This window comes from Thalassotalea sp. HSM 43 (genome assembly GCF_004752005.1).
Taxonomy (GTDB): Bacteria; Pseudomonadota; Gammaproteobacteria; order Enterobacterales; family Alteromonadaceae; genus Thalassotalea_A.
This window is the reverse complement of sequence record NZ_CP038493.1, coordinates 1,045,234-1,066,590: the sequence shown is the minus strand read 5'-3', so window position 1 is coordinate 1,066,590 and position 21,357 is coordinate 1,045,234. Positions and strand designations below refer to the sequence as shown.

Below are 21,357 nucleotides of genomic sequence, written 5' to 3'. Positions count from 1 at the left end.
TCGTTTATATTAGCTCGAGCCGGTACAGTAAAACATTAAAAGACTATGGTCTTATTGCCGCGGATAATCACTCTATCTTGCAAGTGGTATCTGAGGCCACGAGCCAATGCCATTTGCTCGACGTCTTTACCTAAGCGAATCAAATCGTGTTTATCACAACTGTGATTTACCCTGATCACTTCTTGTTCAATAATTGGGCCTTCGTCTAAGTCCGCGGTGACATAATGGCAGGTCGCACCGATTAATTTTACGCCGCGATCATGGGCTTTTTGATATGGGTTTGCGCCAATAAATGATGGTAAAAAGCTATGGTGAATATTGATAAGTCGACCGTGATATTTATGACACATTGCTTCAGGAATGATTTGCATAAACCGAGCTAAGACAATGGTGTCAGCCTGGTATTCATTAAGCAGTTTATCAATGTTGGCAAACGCATCGGCCTTCGTATCGGCAGTCATGGTTATGTGATGAAAAGGGATCTGGTAGAAACGTACCAAAGACTCAAGGTTTTGATGGTTGGAAATCACTGCGGCGATGTCGCAATCTAATTCGCCACTATGCCAACGGTGCAGAATATCAGCAAGACAATGTGAGGTATGACTGGCAAACAACACCACTTTTTGCTTTTCATTCATGTCTCTGACATGCCATTGCATGGAAAATTCTTCAGCAATAGCTGCAAATTGTTGTTCAAACTGGGCTTGAGAAATATTCATTTTACTGGTGTTGATCACATTGCGCATATAAAACCAACGCTCTTCAATATCAGTATGGTGATTAGATTCCATAACCGAACCATTATTACTGGCAATAAAATGACTCACTTTGGCAACGATACCAATAGTGTCTGGGCACGAGATAACCAAAGTCAGCATGCTATTTCCCTTCTCTTCTTATAGTCGATTATTTTTCTTAGCTTTCTATAACTTAGCTTATATTTTGCGGTTTAAAAAGTCAGCGGTTTGTTGATGCTATTTTGTGCTTAGCTATAGCGCGATTGGATATCGCAATAACGCGGTTTGATAAAAGCTAAGCCGACAAAATTCTGATTACGGCGGTTATTATTTGATCTAGATCAATTTTTAAATTATAGTAATTTCTGTAAGGACAGAAATAAATGAAAGGTCAAATTATGAAACTTACACCGTCTATGGAAAAGTTCATCATTCATTGGGGAGAGATGGGCTCTCGTTGGGGCGTAAATCGCACCGTGGCACAAATATTTGCCCTGTTGGTGTTGTCTGAATCGCCTTTAAATGCCGAACAAATTTGCCAAATCCTTGGTGTAGCCCGTTCTAATGTCAGTAACAGCTTAAAAGAATTGCAAGCTCTCGGCTTGGTTAATATGACGCAAAAACTTGGTGATCGCCGAGATTATTTTGAAGCAGTTAAAGATTGTTGGGACATGATGTTGGTGTTGGCAGAGCAGCGCAAGAAACGGGAAATTGACCCCACCATTGAGCTATTGCAGCAATTACAGACACAAGCGAAAAGTGAATCTGATACCCCTGATTATGTGCAACAGCAATTTCAACAAATGGCTGAATTTATGACCACAATGGATCTTTGGTATCAACAGATGAAGGCGATGAACAGGCCAATGCTAAGACGATTTTTTGGTCTTGGTGGAAAGTTAGTGAGCTGGCTTAAAGGCTAATTAAGGCAATATTTTCCCACTAATTTCATTAACCCCTTTGTTAACAAACCTAGGTAAAGGACTTAATGAAATTAACTTCACGAGGAAAATATTATGATAAACACAGACAGCACCAAGGCAACGCAAGCGGTGTTAAATTTGCCGTCTATTGCACTTGGTTTAAAAGCTCTTTTTACCGGCTACTTATTGGTGATAGGCATAGGGCTCATGGTTGCCGGCGGGCAAATACTATTGACCCATGGCATGGCCGATGGCAAATTTGGCTTATCTGTTGATGATATTGTTTATAGTTACTATGGCGATCGCAAAAGCAGTAAATTGGAAAATAAACTAAATGGCTCTATGCAAGATAAAGCCGACCGAGTCGTGCGCCAAGATATCATTAAATGGGTAAGAGAGGGCGCCAGTGAAACTCAGTGGGACAGCAAAATTGCCGCTCACTTTGCCAACAATTGCACACAATGCCATGGCGTTATTCCAGGCTTACCTGATTTTAACCAATATCAAGGCGTGTTGCCGGTCGCGCAAGTCGATAACGGTGCGAGCATAGATTCTTTAACTCGGGTATCTCACATTCATTTGTTTGGTATTGCCTTTATCTTCTTTTTTGTTGGTCTTATTTTTTCTTTAGCGGTTGGGATTCCAAATTGGCTAAAAGTAGTCGCAATTAGCACGCCATTTGCGTTCTTAATTATCGATGTGTTGTCTTGGTGGCTGACGAAAATAAACCCTCACTTTGCTTGGTTAACGATTATCGGTGGTGTCGGTTATACCATCGCCTCAGCTTATATGTGGTGTGTATCAATGCAGCAAATGTGGTGGCGCAGTAACAGCAACCCTAATCGTCATCAACCCGCGTGGTAATTGACCCATGCTTGGCAAATTTTAACATCGCTTAATGGTAGGCGATTTCAGTTTACAACTGTACGCCAGCGTGCGAGAATCTAACGCTCACGAAGTTCAGTGAGCGTTTTTTTGTAGTAACTCGATGTCGGCAAATTCATTACTTTTTCATAAAACCATTTTAAACCCCAATTCTGACGAATGGGTTGTTTTCGTGCATGGTGCTGGTGGCAGCTCATCTATATGGTTCAAACAATTAAAAGAATATAAACAACATTTCAATTTGTTGTTTATTGATTTGCGTGGGCATGGCCGTTCGGCACCGGTAACGATTCGACAATTGTTGACCAAAGGCTACACCTTCAAAGATGTCACCCAAGATATCATTCATGTACTTGATCACCTGAAAATACGCACGGCTCATTTCGTTGGCATCTCGCTGGGGACCATATTAATTCACAAATTGGCGGAGTTAGCCCCAAGTCGGGTTAAGTCTATGGTCTTGGGCGGCGCTGTTACGCGTTTTGATTATCGCTCAAACACCTTGGTTAAACTCGGTGATTTTTTCAAACATGTTATGCCATACATGTGGTTGTATCGTTTGTTCGCATTTATTCTAATGCCGCAGAAAGGGCAAAAAGAATCGCGCCATATGTTTATTAACGATGCGAAAAAGTTATGCCAGAAAGAATTTAAACGTTGGTTTAAACTGGCAGCAGATGTTAATCCGCTGATGAAGTATTATCGCGAACATGAAAGCGGTAAGCCAACTTTGTATTTAATGGGGCAGAATGACTATATGTTTTTACGCCCTGTTCGCGACATTGTTGCGCGCCATCAACAGAGTCATTTGGTGGAAATTGAAGACTGTGGTCACGTCTGTAATGTCGAGCAACCAAAACAATTTAATCAACAATCGATTGATTTTATCAAACAACATTCCTAAAATGAGTTAACTTTACTGGTAAGACCACTCGGGTCTGATAATAAGTATAACTCAATCATGCACATAGATGACATTTTAAGCGCCGTTCAACAACAGTTGGCAAATGGTGCAGATAAAGCGACGATTCAAGTTGATAAATCCTGGTCGCAAGGACGAACCTTATTTGGTGGTATTTCAGCCGCCGTTACCTATCAAGCCATTGCCATCAAAGTTGGTGAAGGTAGATTGTTGCGTTCTCTGTCTACGAGTTTTGTTGGCCCCATTAGCGCAGAGCAGCCGTTGTCTATCGAAGTCGAGATTTTACGACAAGGCAAAAATGTGACGCAAGTCTTGGCGAAAGCGATGCAAGACGATGCGGTTTGTATTACCGCACTGGCCAGTTTTGGCGTTGAACGAAGCTCAAAAATAAAGGTAGATAACCTGCAATTTCATGACCATCAGCTTCCTAAAAGAGCCAACTTTATTCCACAAATCCCTAAACTTGTTCCTAAGTTTTTGCGTCACTTTGATATGGCAATCGTTGAAGGCAAGATGCCCTTTATGGCCAATGACGCGTCCGCAATATTTGGTTGGATGCGATTTAGTAAAGCGCCAAAACAGATCACCGATGCTCACATCATTGCCTTAATCGACAGTTGGCCACCACCTGTTTTGCAAATGCTGCGCTGGCCAGCACCGGCAAGTAGTTTGAGTTGGAACTTAGAATTTATTCATCCACATCGCGATATTGCAGCAACTGATTGGTTCGCTTACCAAGTTAAAACACGGCAAGCAGCAGATGGTTATGGTCATACTGAGGCCAATATTTGGGATGCCAAAGGCGAATTGATTGCGATATCAAGGCAGGTTTTCACCGTGTTTGATAGTTAGTAATTACTTGCTTTACACCATATAGCTAATGCCCAATAGGATCAGCACAGCACCAAGAAACTTGCTGATGATATCGCCTTTGGGCATCGATTTTTCAATAATGACGACGATGGTTAGCAGTAAGATCCAGGTCAGATTCATCACTCCGCTGACAAATAAAATCGCCATTAAAAACCAACAACAGCCGACACAATAAGCGCCATTTTTTAATCCCATCTCAATTGCCGGCCAGGTGCCTTGTCGCCAACCGTTACTCAAAATCGTTAATGGCGAACGACAATAATTCAAACAGGATTGTTTTAAAGACGAGAATTGATATATACCTGCGACTAAAAAGATGGCACCGCTAAAAAGCGTTGAGCCACTGTCCATCATTGGCGTTAATAGTTCTAGGTGATGCAAATAATACTGAATAAAAGTAATTAGCGCAGAGTACAAGGTCCAAGCAAGTAAATAGCCAAGAGCAAAAAATAACGTTGGTGTGACTGTTTGTTGGCGTTGCAGCTTTTGTCGATTGACCTTATCAATCAACAGGATGACAGGCAGAGCAGATGGCAGCATCATGCCTGCCATCATTATTGCCCACATCACAAATAGGTTAAATATGTCCAGTGAGCTCCACGTCTGCACCGGATCCATGTTCATGGTCATGCCATAGAACATGTAGTACCAGCTTAAGTAAATAAGCAGGGCAATAGCCGACAATATGTATATGCGATTTATTGTTGTTGTCATACGCTGAAAATATTAACCAGAGGTTGTTCGCATTTAATGATGTTGGCGACGCTAGCCGGTTGGCCAGTTCACCACCGCATTGGCTGCAAAGGTATCTGAATATTCAAAAGCAAGATTACCGTGATTGATCTTCATCAATTTGGTTTTACCTGCAAAGCCGTCGTTCCACATAAAACCACCCTCAGGAAAGCTGATATGAACACGGTTTTCTTCACCGGTAACTGGGTTTATATGAGGTTCTTGTGAGACGTCAACCACACCTTCAATTTGTATGGTTGAACGATAGTCCTGTCTATCCAGTGTAATGTCGGCCATTAGTGGCCCATCAAATGAGGTAAACAAGGTACCTAGCGCTTCAACAGGCATACCACCTGCTTGGCCTGACATTATGGTGGCTAATGCAACGACTTGCTCTTGTGATGCGGCGTTGTCGATAAACAATACGCCTGAACCATTACCGTCATGCATGGCACCTGGCCAATCGGCAGCAAACACCATTTTTAAGCCGGTCAAATCTAGATTTTTGAAGTGGCCTTTAATGACGATAAAACCAAGCACCGCCTGACAACCGCCATTGGCACTGGTTGGGAACCCTGAAAATTGACAACCGCAACCGTGACTGCAACTGCAATTTTCGATTTGATGCATGGACAAATGCCAATCATGATCTGAAGCCATACATTATCTCCTTAACACTTTCCGTGGTGGCTCAAGTATAGACAATAAAAAGCGGCTTTTCCTTTTGCAAAAGGCATAAAAAAACGCCGCTTCATTGACGCGGCGTTTTCACTAATAACAAGACACTATGATTGCTTAAATAAAGCTTTTCGCAAAATCCAAGTCTTCATGTTTGGCTTTGCTGCGATTCTCGGCAAACCAGAGATAGAAAATCGGTAAAACCACTAGGGTAAAGAAGGTACCGATTAACATGCCAGCGACCAAAATAATGCCGATGCTGTTGCGAGCTTCGGCGCCCGCACCGGTGACCAGAACCAATGGGAAATGACCAAAAACGGTGGCGCCTGTGGTCATAAGAATAGGACGTAAGCGAGTTGTTGCCGCCGCTTTCACTGCCTCTAACTTATTTTTACCTTGCTCTTGCACATGGTTGGCAAATTCAACAATTAAGATACCGTTTTTGGCAATCAAGCCGACCAAGGTAACCAAGCCAATTTGCGAATAAATATTGATCGTGGTCAGCTCGATAAATGGTAATAGTAGAGCGCCGGATAATGCCAACGGTACACAACCGAGTAATACCACTAGAGGGTCTCTAAAGCTGTTAAATTGCACCGCTAAAATCAAAAACACAATCACCAATGATATTGCTAACACGGTCATTAAGGTATTGCCTTCATTGCGAATTTGCCTTGACTCACCGGCATAATCAAGTCGATAAGAACTGGGTAAAATATCTTGTGCTGCTTGTTCAATTGTCGCTAATGCTTTTTCTTTGGTGACCCCTGGCAGTACACCGCCGTATATCTTAACCGAGTTTTGTTGACCAAAGGTGGTGAGTTGTCTTGGTCCGGTACGCCACTCTAATGACGCGAAACTTGATATTGGAATGAAACCACCGGTTGGTGTTTTTACCGTTAGATTAAGAATGTTTTCTGGTACGCCACGAACCTGATCGTTAACCATAGGGATCACTTGATAAGCTTTACCGTTTGAGTCAAAACGGTTGACAAAGTTACTCGATAAATACACCGATAATTGTTGATTTACGTCGTTTACCGTGAGGTTCAAATCCGCAAGTTTATCGCGGTCTAGCAGCAGCTCAAGTTGTGGTAAGTCGATCTTTAATTCCGAATCGGCAAACAAGAATTGCCCAGAGGCAAATGCAGCTTGCACCAGTTTATCGGCATATAGCTTCATTTCTTGATAGTCTTGCGATGACTTAAGCACTACCTCGACATCAAACTGACCGGCGGTTGGTAACGAAGGCGGCAAAATTGGCAGCGAATCTAAACCCGAATTTTGCACTAGGTTCATGTAAACCTGCGGTACCATGGCATCGATATGAAAATCCCGCTCATGAGGTTTTGCAAAGGTAATGCCACCAAAACCACCGGTTGGGAAGATCACTTGCCACATTTCTTGAGCGTTTTCGATACTCAGTAAACCTTTGGTCATTTCTAACGTCGCCGCTTCATTGTAGGCAAGAGACGATTGCGGTGGTGATTGGACAATGACAATGACGCTACTTTGATCTTCAATCGGCGCCAGCTCTTTTGCCGATTGCAAATAAAATGGTACCGCCAGTATCGATATCACCACAGCCATTAAAGTTACTTGGTATTTCAAGGCAAAAATTCGCTCTAATGCCTTGCCATAAAACGATTGAATGTAGGAAAAACCATGATTCACTTTTCTGGTTAACCAACCTTCTTGACCGCCTTTAGGGCATACCGATGCACTCATTATTGGCGATAGTGTGATAGCGACGACGCCAGATATAACCACAGCAATCGCTAACGAAAAGGCGAACTCTTTAAACAGCATGCCGGTGAGGCCAGCTAAAAAGCCTATTGGCGAATACACCGCTGCTAAGGTTAAGGTCATCGATATAATCGGCACCAACAGTTGTCGCGAACTCAGCAGCGCCGCTTGGCGACGGCCCATGCCTTCGCGCATGTAACGCGCAACGTTTTCAACCACAACAATGGCGTCATCCACCACCAAACCGACGGACAGTACAATTGCCAATACCGTTAATAGGTTTAGCGAAAACCCCATAAGCGACATAGCGGCAATTGCCCCAAGAATAGAGATAGGAATGGTAACCAGTGGCACCATGGCGGTACGAAATGACCCCATCAGCATCAAAACCACCAGGCCAACGATGACAACCGTCTCTATCAACGTGGTGATGATTTCGGTTAGGGCATCACGCATATACAGCGTGCCATCGTAGGCAAACTCCATATCCATACCGTCTGGCATGGCTTTGTTTATTTCATCGACGGCCAGGTATAAGTTATCACCGATGTCGATTTCATTGGCGCCGGGTAGCGGCCATACCGATACATAAATGGTGTCACGAATATTTACCCGTGCGGTCACTGATGGTTCTTCTGAGCCTAATGCGACCGTGGCGACATCTTTTAAATAAATGATGTCACCATCTATTTTTTTGATCACCAAATTCTCAAATTCATCGCTGTTAGACAGCTGTGAGTTGGTAATAATATCAATTCGTTGGCGATCATTTTGACTGTAGCCTAAGGTGGCGATGGCGTTGTTATTACGCAACGCTTGATAGATATCGTCAGTACTTAGGTTAAATGCCGCGAGACGGTCACTGTCAATATTGATGCGCATCGCTGGAATGCGACCACCTTCAAGCTGTACTTTCTGCACCCCTTCAACACTGGTTAACAAGGGGATAACTTCGCGGTTTAAATAATCCGATACTTGCGATGAATCGCGCTCACCGAAGTTGACGTTGAGATAGAATGCGGCATACGCTCTGTCGGCACGAACCACGGAAACAATAGGGTCTTGCGCATCAGCAGGTAATTCATAGCTGATTTGCGATAACTTGGTGTTCAGTTCGGCTAAGGCACGAGTGCTATCTTGGTTTAATTTCAACCAAGCGGTCACCGTTGAGCTGCCGGCGGTGGTTTTTGAATCAACGTAATCAACTCCGGGAATAGTCGCAGCAACGCGCTCTACTGGCTCGGTGATAAAGCCTTTGACCACATCGGCGGATGCACCGGTATAGTAGGTGGCTATTGTCAGTGATGAGCTTTCCATTTGTGGAAATTGAATCACCGGAATCTTCATTATCGCCGCTAATCCCGCCAAACAAATGACAATAGATAGCACTATGGCAATCACAGGTTTGCGGACAAAGACATCCATAACACTTGCTTTGTTGTAGGCTTGGTTACTCATCGATTAACCCTGCAACTGCTTAATGAATACCTTCATACCGTCGCGCAGTTTAAAGGCTCCTTGCGTGGCGATAATTTGTTGCGCTTCAATACCTGAGGTGATGATGGCTTGCGCATTTTGTCTTTCAATGACTTGCACTTTAGTGCGTCTGGCGCGGTAACTGCCATCATCCTGTGGCTCTAACACGAAGACATAATCACCAAATTGATCATGGGTTAGGGCAATGTCGGCAACACTAAATTGACTGCTGGCAGCAGACACGGGCACTTCGACATTAACCAATGATTGCGGTTTTAAATTCAATGCTTGGCGAGGTAATTTTGCTCGATAGCCAAGCTGTCGAGACTGTTTATTAAACACCGGCTCGCTGGCGATAATTTTGGCGGTGAATTGTTGACCCGTGCCTAAGGTATGTATTTGTATTGCTTGGTCGAGCTTTAATGGTGAAAAGGTTTGTGGCAGGGAAAACTCTACCCATATGTTCTGATCATCGCCAAGTAAGGTTACGATATCGCTGTTACTATCAAGATATTGGCCGACCACTAATTTATGCAAACCAACGGTGGCTGTAAAAGGGGCTTTGATCACTTTTTTAGCGATTGTCGCTTCCAATAAGGCGACCTCTGATTTGGCAATCGCCAACTCGGAAATGGCTTTATCGAGTAACTCTTGTGATATTTCGTTGCCTTGCTCCAACTTACGGTAACGTTGTACGGTTTGTTGCGCCAAGGTGAGGCGCGCTTTTGCGGCAATTAATTGGGCTTTTTCATTACTGTGATCGAGCTCAATCAGTAGTTGGCCTTTTTCAACTTGCTGACCAAACGGCAGGTTTAGATAGGTAATGGTACCGGACAGTTGGTTGCGAAGTTGCAAGGTGGCAATCGCCACGAGTTCGCCATGAACTTTACTGGTGCGTTGAAAATTGATTTGCTGTACCTTTTCAGCATCAACGGTTGCTGCTGGTTCAAATTGTTCAGTATCAGCATCCGCGGGCGCCGTTAATGCTTGCTTATAAGAAAATAAGCCAAAGACTACCGCGCTTAACATGACTAGGGTTATCAGCCATTGCATCAATTTCATCTATTCTTTCCTGCCTAACTAAGGTGTTATCAAATTGAAGGGCGCATATTCTACCGTTTTTGTTAACATTTGTCAGATAACTGTCATATTTGTTTACACTTTGTCAGCGTTTATGGTTATAACTAAAGCACCATATTGATGATTGAGAAGTGCATGAGAAACATATTAACCGCGTTATTATTGGCTAACCTTTTTGCCTGTACAGGGTTACCAGATAAGGTCGAGCCGGTGAATGATTTTGCGCTGACGCCGTATTTGGGTACTTGGTATGAAATCGCCCGCTTAGATCATTCGTTTGAACGGGATTTGCATCAGGTTACTGCTACCTATGATGTCGCAAGTGATGGCAGTGTCACGGTCACCAATAAGGGATTTGACAAACAAGATGGTGAATGGCAACAAGCGATCGGTACCGCGAAGTTTGTTGATAGCGAGACGGTTGGCCATTTGAAAGTGTCTTTTTTCGGACCGTTTTACAGCTCTTATGTGGTATTTTATCTAGATAGTGATTATCAGCACGCGTTTGTCAGTGGTTTTAATCATAATTATTTGTGGTTGTTGAGCCGAACGCCTGAAATTTCTCAACAATTAAAGACACAATTTGTCGCTATGGCAAAAAGCAAAGGGTTCGATACTAAACAGCTAATTTGGGTAGAACACACATCGAAACCGACTGCAAAAAACTGATGATTGTTTTTAGTTGCCTTTAGGTCTAATTTTTTTCTTAATATTTCAAAGCTTTAAAAAGTTTGATCCCTTTCAAAAATTTCCTCGTAGAGATTACTGCGACATAACTTCTGTGAGGAAAATATAATGAAAAGGATCATACAGATCATTTTACCCGTGTTTTTACTAAGTGTCATCAGTGCATGTGGTGGAGACAGTGGTAGCGACAGCGTAAGCGCTGCCGCACAACCTACAACAACGGTTGTTGACGCGGCAGTTGATGCCGGCAATTTTACAACTCTTGTTGCTGCGTTAGAGGCCACCGGCCTTGATGAGGCGTTAGCCGACCCAGACGCAAGCTATACCGTTTTCGCACCAACTGACGCAGCGTTTGCGATGTTGGGTGAGGAAACAATCAATGCCTTATTGGCAGACCCTGATATGTTATCAGCCATCTTGTTATACCATGTTGTTGATGGACAAGTTGATGCCGCTGCAGCCGTAGGCGCAGCAGGTACAACAGTTGCTACCTTAAATGGCGCCTCTGTTGGTTTGTCATTAAGTGGTGACGACTTGTTAGTGAACACGGCGACCGTGATTACCACCGACATCATGACCGATAACGGTATTATTCATGTCATTGACGCGGTGTTATTACCACCAGCGGAGATGGGTGAGCCAACGGCTAATATCGTTGATACTGCGGTTGCTGCAGGTAGTTTTACCACCCTAGTGGCAGCCTTGCAGGCGACGGGCTTAGACTCTGTGTTAGCAGATGAGTCACAGTCGTTTACCGTATTTGCACCAACGGATGATGCCTTCGCACTGATTGGTGCCGATACCATCAATGCCTTGCTTGCAGACACTGATGCGTTGTCAGCGGTGTTATTGCAACACGTTATTTCAGGTGCCGCGGTTGATTCAACAACAGCTTACTCGTTAAACGGTTCAATGCCAGCGACCGCATCAGGTGCTGAAATCAAACTGATGATTGACCCATACAGCGACATGCTAATGTTTGGCGCTGCCAACATTGTTATGAAAGATATTTATACAACCAATGGTGTAATTCACGTTATCGATGCGGTTATTTTGGCTGACGCCGAGTTACCTGCACCGGCAGCAAGTATTGTTGATGTTGCTGTTTCAGCTGGCAGTTTTAATACCCTAGCTGCTGCACTGCAAGCAACGGGCCTAGACACGGTATTAGCTGACTTAGATGGCTCATTCACCGTATTTGCACCAACAGATGCTGCGTTTGCTAAATTACCAGACGGTACAGTAGAAGCATTATTGAACGATACCGACGCCTTGAGCAGTATTTTGCTATACCACGTTGTGGGTGGTGAAGTATTGTCTGATGCCGCAATCGGTGTTGCCCGCTCTATGGAAAATCAAGTGATGACGGTTAACGGTAGCAATGCTGCACTGTCTTTTGTTGATTCAAGCTTATACGTCAATGGCGCTATGGTTAGCGCTGCAAACATCACTGCGGCTAACGGCGTTATCCATGTTATCGATAACGTGATTTTACCGCCAATGATGAATGAACCTACCGGCACCATTGTTGACGTTGCTTTAGCCGATGAAAACTTCTCAACCTTAGTTGCGGCTCTATCTGCTGCTAACTTAGTTGATGTGTTGGCAGACGAAGGCGCAATGTTCACCGTATTCGCACCAACGAATGATGCGTTTGCGATGATTGACCCTGATGTACTAGACCAATTGCTTGGCGATACCGATGCATTGACTGCGGTTCTGCTACAACATGTTGTTGCTGATGCCAGCTTGTCATCAGTGGATGCCTATGCCGCGAATGGCAAAATGGTTGAAACCGCATCTGGTGCGAAAATTGGCGTAAGCGTTATGGCTGACACTGGCATGTTAATGTTCGGTGGCGCTAATATCGTTATGAAAGATATTTACACGACCAATGGTGTGATCCACGTCATTGATGCGGTTGTGACTGGCGACCTTGAGTTACCAGAGCCACGTATGAGTCTTGTTGATGTTGCCGTTGCAAACGGTAATTTCACCACCTTAGTTGCGGCATTGCAAGCGACAGGTTTAGACGCTGTATTAGCCGACCTAGACTCAAGCTATACCGTGTTTGCACCAACCGACGAAGCGTTCGCTAAGCTACCTGATGGTACCGTTGAAGCCTTACTTGCTGACACCGACGCATTAAGCAATATCCTGCTTTATCATGTGCTTGCTGGTAGTGTCGACTCGACTACGGCAGTATCTGTTGCCACATCTATGAGCAATCAAGTAGAAGCGGCAAATATGTCGAACCTGGCTCTGTCTTCTATGGACGGCATGCTATATGTCAACGGCGCAATGGTAACGGCACCGGACGTTATGTCTGATAACGGCATCATTCACGTTGTTGATACAGTGATTGTACCGCCAGAAATGACCGATATGATGGATAAAACCATCGCTGAAATTGTTATTGCCGACAGCAACTTCTCAACCTTGCTAGCTGCTGTATCTGCTGCAGGTTTGGCTGATGCCCTAAATGATGAGTCAGCAACGTTCACCGTATTCGCGCCTACTAACGATGCGTTTGACGCATTACCGGCGGGTACAGTGGAAGCCTTGCTTGCTGATATTCCGGCACTAACCGACATCCTTGAGCTACATGTTGTTAACGGTGCTGCGTTATCAGCTACCGATGCGTATGCAGCGAACGGCATGATGGTAGAAACCTTAGGTGGTGAAACGGTCGATATTGGTATCGATATGGATTCACGCATGATCACCGTTAGTGGTGCCAAGGTTATCGTCACCAATATCTATGCGAAAAATGGTGTAATTCATGTGATTGACGCAGTCATCACTGAGTAACACCGAACAGTAGCTGTACACATCACTTTCCGCCATACAAAGTGATGTTCCAAGCCCCCGAAAGGGGGCTTTTTTTTGCACAGGGATGTGCTTAGTCGCTATTTGACATCCTGTCACCGCGACATACATGGCATCCATGCCAATATCCTCCCGTATTGTGTTTGGCAGACAGGGGATGGTGGATAGGGAGGGTTCGTGCAGGGACGTGCTTAGTCGCTATTTGACATCCTGTCACCGCGACATACATGGCATCCATGCCAATATCCTCCCGTATTGTGTTTGGCAGGCGGGGGATGGTGGATAGGGAGGGTTCGTGCAGGGACGTGCTTAGTCGCTATTTGACATCCTGTCACCGCGACATACATGGCATCCATGCCAATATCCTCCCGTACTATGTTTGGTAGGCAGGGGATGGTGGATAGGGAGGGTTCGTGCAGGGACGTGCTTAGTCGCTATTTGACATCCTGTCACCGCGACATACTTGGCATCCATGCCAATATCCTCCCGTATTGTGTTTGGCAGACAGTGATTGGCGATTAGGGGTTCGTAATACAGTTTGCTTAGTCGCTGTTTGATACCTAGTCATCGCGACCACAGTTTGGTGCCGTCAAAATGACACGATTCATACAAATTGACATTTCGCAATTGATTAGTTGCAAGATGTGATCAGCAACTACGCTGCTATCGTATAACTAAACAGAGAATTTAATAAATACCGAAGAGAAACATTTATACCGATGAACATACCCGTGTTTCCATTACCTATATACTTGCTGCCTGGCGGTATTACTCGATTGAGAATTTTTGAGCAACGTTATCTCAATATGGTTAAAAATGCCCGCAATACTGATGGCTTTGTTATCAGTTTATATAGAGCAGACAAATCAGAATATGTCGGTCGTTGGGGCAGCTGGGTAGAGATCATTGATTTTCAATTAGGGCAAGATAACGTTCTCGTTATCGATGTTAAGTGTAATGAATTGGTATTGATTGATGATTTTCAGCGCAATGATGAAAATTTATTATTGGCACGTAAACAAAGTATGCAGCATTGGCCAGAAACCAAGCATACCGATGAAACTCGAATCTTCAGTGAGCAATTGAAACGATTCTTTTCCGCCAATAGCGACTTAAATGAGTTATACAAACAAGAGTTTGTTGATCAGCCTAATTGGGTCTGTGCACGTTGGTTAGAGTTATTTCCTATCAGCATTGAGGACAAGAACCACTTTGCTGAAGCGCAAAGCGTTGATGATGCTATCGAGTTTTTAACTGCGGTTATTATTGACGAGAAACGTATTGAAAAATATCTGTAAATTATGATCCAAAGTAAATTAGTGCTCGTAATATATAGTGAATTGTAAGACTAATTAGGGTTTTCAATGGGCTTAACTATGCTAACATCAAGGTCATCACAGCAAAGAAGTAATTCAAGACTGGTAACGATGACAAAAGAAATAGATCACAAGCAACTGGTGCAATGGTTATTGGCGGTGGCTGAAAAGCGCGATAAGTTGGCGTTTACTAACTTATTCAAATTTTTCGCGCCAAAGATCCAGCGTATCGCTGCGGGAAAGTTTACCAATCAGGCGATGTCGAACGAGGTGGTGCAAGAAACCATGACCAACGTTTGGCGTAAAGCCCACCTTTATAGTGCCAACAAAGGTGCCCCGACAACTTGGGTGTATACGGTGATGCGAAACGTAACGTTCGACTTATTGCGTAAGCAAAAAGCGAAGAAAGAAGATAATTTGAGTGACGACATCTGGCCGATGGTAGAAGGGCAAACAGCTGAAGAACATCAGTTTGATGACCACCTACAAAGCAAGAAGATCCTTGATTATCTCGATACGTTACCGGAGAACCAAAAACAAGTGATTAAAGGTTTTTACTTTATGGAGATGTCTCAAGAGCAATTGGCTGAGCATCTCGACTTACCGCTAGGAACGGTTAAATCCCGTTTACGACTGGCATTAAATAAATTAAGGCAGCAGATTGGAGAGCAGTTATGATTAAACATCATCCAACCACTGAATTGTTACAGGCCTTTGTAGGAGGTGAATTACCTGCCTCAATGTCTGCCGCTGTAGCAATGCATAATGAAATGTGTCCATTATGCCAAACCAAAGTTGCAACCATGACTGAGCTTCAAGCGGAAGACAGTTTTGAGTTACCGGCTGTTGATAATAGTCGCAACGAAGATGACGTTTTAGCGGGCTTTGACATGGAAGCGATGATCGGTGATATCACCGCCAGCGACGAGACTGCCTTTGAAACTGAAGAAGTACCGGTGTCGATTACCGTCAAAGGTAAAACCTATCAGTTGCCGCGAGCGATGCAACATATGCCACTGGGTCGTTGGAGCAATATTGGTAAATTGACTCGCTCTCGAATGGAATTAGGCGAAGGTGAGTTACACTCTAGTCTGTTGCAAATTGATGCGGGCGGTTCAGTGCCTGAGCATACCCACAAAGGGTATGAAGTGACATTGTTATTAGATGGTAGCTTCAAAGACGAGATGGGCGAATACGTCAAAGGTGACTTTATTTTGCTCGACGCGTCTCATAAACATCAACCTGTGACGGAAGACGGTTGCTTATGTTTCACCGTGGCCAATGATGCATTGCATTTTACCCAAGGTATCAACAAGCTACTGAATCCATTTGCCAATTTGATTTATTAACAGATTGAGCAATTGATAAAACCCGCTGTTAGCGGGTTTTTTTGTGGCTAAATTTTTCAAATAGTAATCTTAATCAGCATTGCTGCCGTATCTTATAACAATACCTAAACATATTGAGGTTGTAAGTATGGCTACTCCAATCACTATCGGTATCAGCGCTTGTTTAGTAGGTCAACAAGTCCGTTTTGATTCCAGTTCAAAAACATCACACTTCTGCGTTAAAGAGCTAGGCAAGCACGTACAATACAGAGCATTCTGCCCTGAAGTTGCCATCGGCTTACCTGTGCCTAGACCGACCATCCGTCAAATCAAAAAAGACGACATGATTGTTGTATCTCGACCTGATGGTAGTGGCGATGTCACTGAAGCGTTGTCTGAGTACGGCAAACGTGTGGCCAAGCTTGCGGAAAATTTTAGCGGCTACATTTTTTGCGCAAAAAGCCCTAGCTGTGGCATGGAGCGCGTAAAGGTTTACAGTGAAGATGGTAAAGGATCGACATCGGATGGTGTTGGCGCATTTGCACGCCAAATCATGGAAGCCAATCCATTATTACCATGTGAAGAGAATGGCCGCCTCAATGATGCAAAAATTCGTGAAAATTTTGTTGCCCGAGTATTCGCCTATCGCGATTGGCAACAGCTGCAACGCAAAGGGCTGAGCAAACATTTATTGATGACATTTCATGCTCGATACAAATATACCTTGATGAGTCATGATCTTGTTGCTTATAAAAAATTGGGGCGCTTATTGGCTTCTTCGGATGTTAGCCTTGAAGATATGGCGCAACAGTATATCTATGGTCTGATGATGGCTATGAAGAAAATAGCCACGCGTAAAAAACACGCTAATACGCTGCAACATCTGCAAGGTTATTTTGCCAAAGAGCTAACCGCTGAGCAAAAACAAGAATTGTGTCAACAAATCAATCATTATCGTCAAGGGGTATTGCCGTTAATTGCACCTCTGACTTTGATCAAACACTACTTATTGGAATTTCCAAAAGAGTATCTGGCACAGCAGTTCTACCTTGACCCATACCCGGTTGATTTAAGGTTACGCTATGGCTACTGATATCTTGCTTTGGTTTCGTAATGACCTGAGGTTGCAAGATAACCCTGCTGTTAAATACGCACTTGATAATGGCCTGACTAAGGCCATTTATTTTACCACTCCAGGACAATGGCAAGCGCATAACCTGTCAGCCATTAAAGTTGATTTTATGTTGCGCCACGTTGCCTTATTGCAGCAACAACTCAAAGCGTTCGGCGTAACGTTGCAGGTAGTCGAAGTTGAGGACTTTGCCGAACAAGCATTATTTTTACAAGATTATTGCCAGCGTCATAGCATATCTCAGGTGGTTGCAAATGCAGAGCTTGAAATCAACGAGAGACGCCGAGACCAACAATTACAACAATCGGGGATGGCATTAACCTTGTTTGAAGCCGATGTAATCGTCAACAAAGGCGCTATTCGAAACAAGCAAGGAGAGATGTATAAAGTCTATACGCCATTTCGCCGTGCTTGGCTCGCACATTTGCTCAATCAGGGCTTCAATTATCAACCGCAAACATTACAACTCGCTGCCATAAGCGAGCAACAAATGCTGCCAATAGATACGGCTTTTAAAAGGCAGTGTTCGCTTAAATGGCCGTTGGCAACTGACATGATGCACCACATTCTGCCAAGCTTTTTACAAGAAAAGGTCAGCGATTATGAGCAGCACAGGGACATTCCATCAGTGAAAGGAACCTCCGGGTTATCTGCCTATTTGGCGATAGGGGCAATCAGCCCTAGATACGTCTTGGCATTGTTGTTGAGCCGTGATCCGGATTTACTAAGCCGGCAATCGGGTGGCATTTTCACCTTTTTAAATGAACTGGTTTGGCGAGAGTTTTACCGTCATCTGCTGCATCATTTCCCTAAACTTGCCATGGGCGAAAATTTTAATGGCAAATACGACAGCTTGCCTTGGCACTTTGATGAACAAAAATTACGTGCCTGGCAACAGGGCAAAACAGGGTATCCGATTGTCGATGCGGCTATGCGTCAGTTACTGCAAACTGGTTGGATGCACAATCGCTTGCGAATGATAGTGGCCAGCTTTTTAACCAAGCATTTACTGTTGGATTGGCGGCTTGGTGAAAGGTTTTTCAGTCAACAATTGATAGATGCGGATCTCGCAGCCAACAATGGTGGTTGGCAATGGGCGTCTGGCACAGGCTGTGATGCGCAACCGTACTTTCGTATATTTAATCCTATCAGCCAAAGTAAAAAGTTTGATCCAGATGGCAATTTTATCCGTAGATATTTACCAGAGCTAGCGCATGTGCCTGATAAATATATTCATTTTCCACACGATTATATTAAAGAGCAGGGCCTGACATGTTACTGGCCAGCCATTGTAGAACACAAGCAAGCACGTTTGTCGGCACTGCAATTTTATAAGCAAGCGGTTTAGTAAGCGCCAAACATTTCCTAGACCAAGACGATAATTCCAATAACCGCAGGACCGGCTACTTTTAAGCATTCTCTTTGAACCTAAGCATGTTTGTACTTTTGTTCATATTTGATTGTTTAGCTGATATAGCGCATTGTATTGAAATGATATTGTGAAACAATGTGTTATCTATACTAAGTTAAAGTAAGCAGTTTGCGCATAAGCTAATAATTTTGGATAAAATTATGGATAATTCAGCAACACATCAATCGCTCGACACACAAGGCGGTTACCCAGGTTGGTTAAACAACTTTGTTGAGGTATATCAGCAGTTGTCTACCGACAACCTCGACTTGCTTGAGCGCATATACCATTCAGACGTATTGTTTGAAGACCCTATGCACAAGGTACATGGTTATCAAAACCTGAATCAATATTTTGCGGCGTTGTATAGCAACTTAAGTGCGTGTACGTTTCGCATCAATGAGGTCATCCCCGGTGATGAGCAAGCCGCGATCTATTGGCAAATGCAGTTCGCCCACCCAAAACTCAATGGTGGCGACCCGGTCAGCGTAGACGGTCACAGTCACATTAAGCAAGCCCAAGGAAAGGTTATTTATCATCGTGATTACCTCGATGTGGGGGCGATGTTATATGAACACATCCCTGTCGTTGGCCGCATTATCAAAGCCATCAAGCAACGAGCTGGCCAATGAAAGTACTGATCACTGGTGCAACCTCAGGTATCGGATTAGCGTTAGCAAAGCTGTACGCCAAGAATGACCATTATGTCGTTGCTTGTGGTCGCAATCAGGACGTATTGTCGCAAATTGCCGAGCATACTCATATCGAAGGTTTATGTTTTGATGTCACCGATGAACAGCAAACCGAGCAGGCATTGTCGACTATTGATGATCTCGATTTGGTGATAATTAATGCTGGCAATTGCGAATACATCGATGACGTTAAAAGCTTCAGTGCAAACTTGTTTCGACGTGTGCTGGAGGTAAATACCTTATCGGTGGCGACTATTTTGCAAACATTATTACCTGGCTTATCGTCAGGTACGCGTATTGTTTTTGTCTCATCCAGCGTGACCAAATTGCCATTGCCAAGAGCAGAAGCATACGGTGCCTCAAAAGCGGCGATGGATTATTTGGCCAATAGTTTACGTATTGATCTGCATCAGCACGGCATCGACGTAACCCTCGTTCATCCAGGGTTTATCAAAACCCCTTTGACCGACAAAAATAATTTCGCTATGCCGTTTTTAATGACTAGCGATGAGGCAGCAACAAGAATTTATAATGGGGTAAGCCAAGGTAAGCATTACTTGCAATTCCCTAGACGTTTAACCTGGCTTTTGTCGTTATTATCGTTATTACCGACAAAACTATGGACCAAAATTGCTTGCAGGAGCTAAAGCAAATGAAAAGAATCGCCGTTATTGGCTCAGGCATATCTGGCTTAACCAGCGCCTGGTTGTTATCGCAAAAACATCACGTAACTGTGTTTGAAAAAAATAATTATATTGGCGGGCATACAGCCACTGTCGACGTCGAAGTTGAAGGGCAATCGTTCGCTATTGATACCGGATTTATTGTCTGCAACGACAAAACCTACCCTAATTTTTTAAAGTTGTTGGCCAATATAGGCGTCGACAAACAAGAAACAGAGATGAGTTTCTCTGTGCACAATTGTCAAAGCAAACTTGAATATAATGGCCATAATCTCGATACCTTGTTTGCGCAACGACGCAATATACTGAGACCTAAATTTTGGTCTTTGATTGGCGAGATTTTGCGTTTTAACAAAGCATGTAAATTGGCCTTTGAAGACAACCAGCATGGTATGGAACTGACACTGGGTGAGTTTTTACAGCAACAAGGTTTCAGTGAGTTCTTTGCTGAGCACTATATTTTACCTATGGGTGCGGCAATTTGGTCAAGTTCTCTTGAGCAAATGAATCAATTCCAATTCCACTTTTTTGTCCGCTTTTTCCATAACCATGGATTACTGAATATCGCTGACCGACCGCAATGGTATGTTATCCCTGGCGGCTCACGCAATTACATTGAGCCACTTATTGCACCGTTCAAAGATAATATCCATCTCAATGCCGATATTGATTCGATTAAGCGACAACAAGACAAGGTGACATTGTTAATGGCGGATGGCAGCGAGCAGGATTTTGATGAGGTTATATTAGCCTGTCATTCTGACCAAGCGCTGGCGTTACTAGACGATGCCAGTGATGATGAACAAAGAGTACTTGGCAACATTCCATATAGCGCCAATGATGTGGTCTTGCATACAGACCGGGCGCTGCTGCCGGACCGACGCAAAGCTTGGGCCAGTTGGAACTATCAATTATCCGCCAATAGGGATAAACCTGCCAGCGTCACCTACAATATGAATATATTGCAGGGGCTAGAAACAGACATTACATTTTGTGTCACCTTAAATCAAAATGACGACATTGATGAGGCTAAAATCCTGCGAAAATTTGTCTACCACCATCCGGTGTTTAATGTTGATTCGATGCAAGCACAACAGCAACGAGACAGCATTTGTGGGCAAAATCGCACCCATTTTGCCGGCGCTTATTGGTATAACGGCTTTCATGAAGATGGCGTAAGAAGCGCCGTTGATGTTGGTCAACGATTTGAGTGTTATTTGTAACATG

At 43.8% G+C, this 21,357-nt stretch carries 19 protein-coding genes; 14 read left to right on the top strand and 5 right to left on the bottom strand.

Annotation, left to right across the window (positions count from 1 at the left end):
- Positions 1–35: 35 nt before the first annotated feature.
- Positions 36–878: a formyltetrahydrofolate deformylase gene (gene purU / locus E2K93_RS04420; RefSeq protein ID WP_135437934.1), complete on the bottom strand. Its 843-nt coding sequence runs from the start codon at positions 876–878 to the stop codon at positions 36–38.
- A gap of 242 nt (positions 879–1,120) precedes the next feature.
- Here purU and E2K93_RS04415 point away from each other — a divergent pair, with 242 nt between their 5' ends.
- The 4 genes from E2K93_RS04415 to E2K93_RS04400 all read left to right on the top strand — a co-directional run bounded on the left by E2K93_RS04415 (position 1,121) and on the right by E2K93_RS04400 (position 4,319).
- Positions 1,121–1,660: a GbsR/MarR family transcriptional regulator gene (locus E2K93_RS04415; protein ID WP_228445497.1), complete on the top strand. Its 540-nt coding sequence runs from the start codon at positions 1,121–1,123 to the stop codon at positions 1,658–1,660.
- Between the two features lie 93 nt (positions 1,661–1,753).
- On the top strand, positions 1,754–2,524 hold the full coding sequence (locus E2K93_RS04410) for an elongation factor-1 alpha (RefSeq protein ID WP_135437933.1): 771 nt from the start codon (positions 1,754–1,756) through the stop codon (positions 2,522–2,524).
- 124 nt (positions 2,525–2,648) lie between these two features.
- Positions 2,649–3,449, top strand: a complete 801-nt coding sequence (locus E2K93_RS04405) for an alpha/beta fold hydrolase (protein WP_135437932.1) — start codon at positions 2,649–2,651, stop codon at positions 3,447–3,449.
- A 57-nt stretch (positions 3,450–3,506) separates the two neighbouring features.
- Positions 3,507–4,319, top strand: a complete 813-nt coding sequence (locus tag E2K93_RS04400; RefSeq protein WP_135437931.1) for an acyl-CoA thioesterase — start codon at positions 3,507–3,509, stop codon at positions 4,317–4,319.
- 12 nt (positions 4,320–4,331) lie between these two features.
- Here the strand turns inward: E2K93_RS04400 and E2K93_RS04395 are convergent, their stop codons facing one another.
- The 4 genes from E2K93_RS04395 to E2K93_RS04380 all read right to left on the bottom strand — a co-directional run bounded on the left by E2K93_RS04395 (position 4,332) and on the right by E2K93_RS04380 (position 10,034).
- On the bottom strand, positions 4,332–5,054 hold the full coding sequence (locus E2K93_RS04395) for a DUF2182 domain-containing protein (RefSeq protein WP_228445494.1): 723 nt from the start codon (positions 5,052–5,054) through the stop codon (positions 4,332–4,334).
- A gap of 51 nt (positions 5,055–5,105) precedes the next feature.
- Positions 5,106–5,732 carry a DUF1326 domain-containing protein gene (locus E2K93_RS04390; RefSeq protein ID WP_135437930.1) on the bottom strand — a complete coding sequence of 209 codons (627 nt, stop codon included), beginning with the start codon at positions 5,730–5,732 and terminating at the stop codon, positions 5,106–5,108.
- A gap of 135 nt (positions 5,733–5,867) precedes the next feature.
- Positions 5,868–8,954, bottom strand: coding sequence for an efflux RND transporter permease subunit (locus E2K93_RS04385; RefSeq protein WP_135437929.1), 3,087 nt, complete (start codon positions 8,952–8,954; stop codon positions 5,868–5,870).
- A 3-nt stretch (positions 8,955–8,957) separates the two neighbouring features.
- Positions 8,958–10,034, bottom strand: a complete 1,077-nt coding sequence (locus tag E2K93_RS04380; protein ID WP_135437928.1) for an efflux RND transporter periplasmic adaptor subunit — start codon at positions 10,032–10,034, stop codon at positions 8,958–8,960.
- A gap of 153 nt (positions 10,035–10,187) precedes the next feature.
- Here E2K93_RS04380 and E2K93_RS04375 point away from each other — a divergent pair, with 153 nt between their 5' ends.
- From E2K93_RS04375 to E2K93_RS04330, 10 genes are all read left to right on the top strand, one after another.
- The gene (locus E2K93_RS04375; protein WP_135437927.1) at positions 10,188–10,721 is read left to right on the top strand and encodes a lipocalin family protein; all 534 of its coding nucleotides are present in this window, start codon (positions 10,188–10,190) and stop codon (positions 10,719–10,721) included.
- 126 nt (positions 10,722–10,847) lie between these two features.
- Positions 10,848–13,550 carry a fasciclin domain-containing protein gene (locus E2K93_RS04370; protein ID WP_135437926.1) on the top strand — a complete coding sequence of 901 codons (2,703 nt, stop codon included), beginning with the start codon at positions 10,848–10,850 and terminating at the stop codon, positions 13,548–13,550.
- A 737-nt stretch (positions 13,551–14,287) separates the two neighbouring features.
- Positions 14,288–14,866, top strand: a complete 579-nt coding sequence (locus tag E2K93_RS04365) for an LON peptidase substrate-binding domain-containing protein (protein ID WP_135437925.1) — start codon at positions 14,288–14,290, stop codon at positions 14,864–14,866.
- Between the two features lie 78 nt (positions 14,867–14,944).
- Positions 14,945–15,562 (top strand): sigma-70 family RNA polymerase sigma factor, encoded by a 618-nt coding sequence (locus tag E2K93_RS04360; protein ID WP_135437924.1) that lies wholly within the window; start codon positions 14,945–14,947, stop codon positions 15,560–15,562.
- Complete coding sequence (locus E2K93_RS04355) at positions 15,559–16,233, top strand: ChrR family anti-sigma-E factor (RefSeq protein ID WP_135437923.1); 675 nt, start codon at positions 15,559–15,561, stop codon at positions 16,231–16,233. The genes E2K93_RS04360 and E2K93_RS04355 overlap by 4 nt, the downstream gene beginning before the upstream one ends.
- Positions 16,234–16,360: 127 nt before the next feature.
- Positions 16,361–17,305, top strand: a complete 945-nt coding sequence (locus tag E2K93_RS04350) for a YbgA family protein (protein ID WP_135437922.1) — start codon at positions 16,361–16,363, stop codon at positions 17,303–17,305.
- Complete coding sequence (gene phrB / locus E2K93_RS04345; RefSeq protein ID WP_135437921.1) at positions 17,295–18,692, top strand: deoxyribodipyrimidine photo-lyase; 1,398 nt, start codon at positions 17,295–17,297, stop codon at positions 18,690–18,692. Before E2K93_RS04350 ends, phrB begins: the two co-directional genes overlap by 11 nt.
- A gap of 224 nt (positions 18,693–18,916) precedes the next feature.
- A complete protein-coding gene (locus E2K93_RS04340; protein WP_135437920.1) occupies positions 18,917–19,387 on the top strand; it encodes a nuclear transport factor 2 family protein in 471 nt (156 codons plus the stop codon).
- Positions 19,384–20,094 (top strand): SDR family NAD(P)-dependent oxidoreductase, encoded by a 711-nt coding sequence (locus E2K93_RS04335; RefSeq protein ID WP_135437919.1) that lies wholly within the window; start codon positions 19,384–19,386, stop codon positions 20,092–20,094. Before E2K93_RS04340 ends, E2K93_RS04335 begins: the two co-directional genes overlap by 4 nt.
- Before the next feature lie 5 nt (positions 20,095–20,099).
- On the top strand, positions 20,100–21,353 hold the full coding sequence (locus E2K93_RS04330; protein WP_135437918.1) for an NAD(P)/FAD-dependent oxidoreductase: 1,254 nt from the start codon (positions 20,100–20,102) through the stop codon (positions 21,351–21,353).
- Positions 21,354–21,357: the final 4 nt, after the last annotated feature.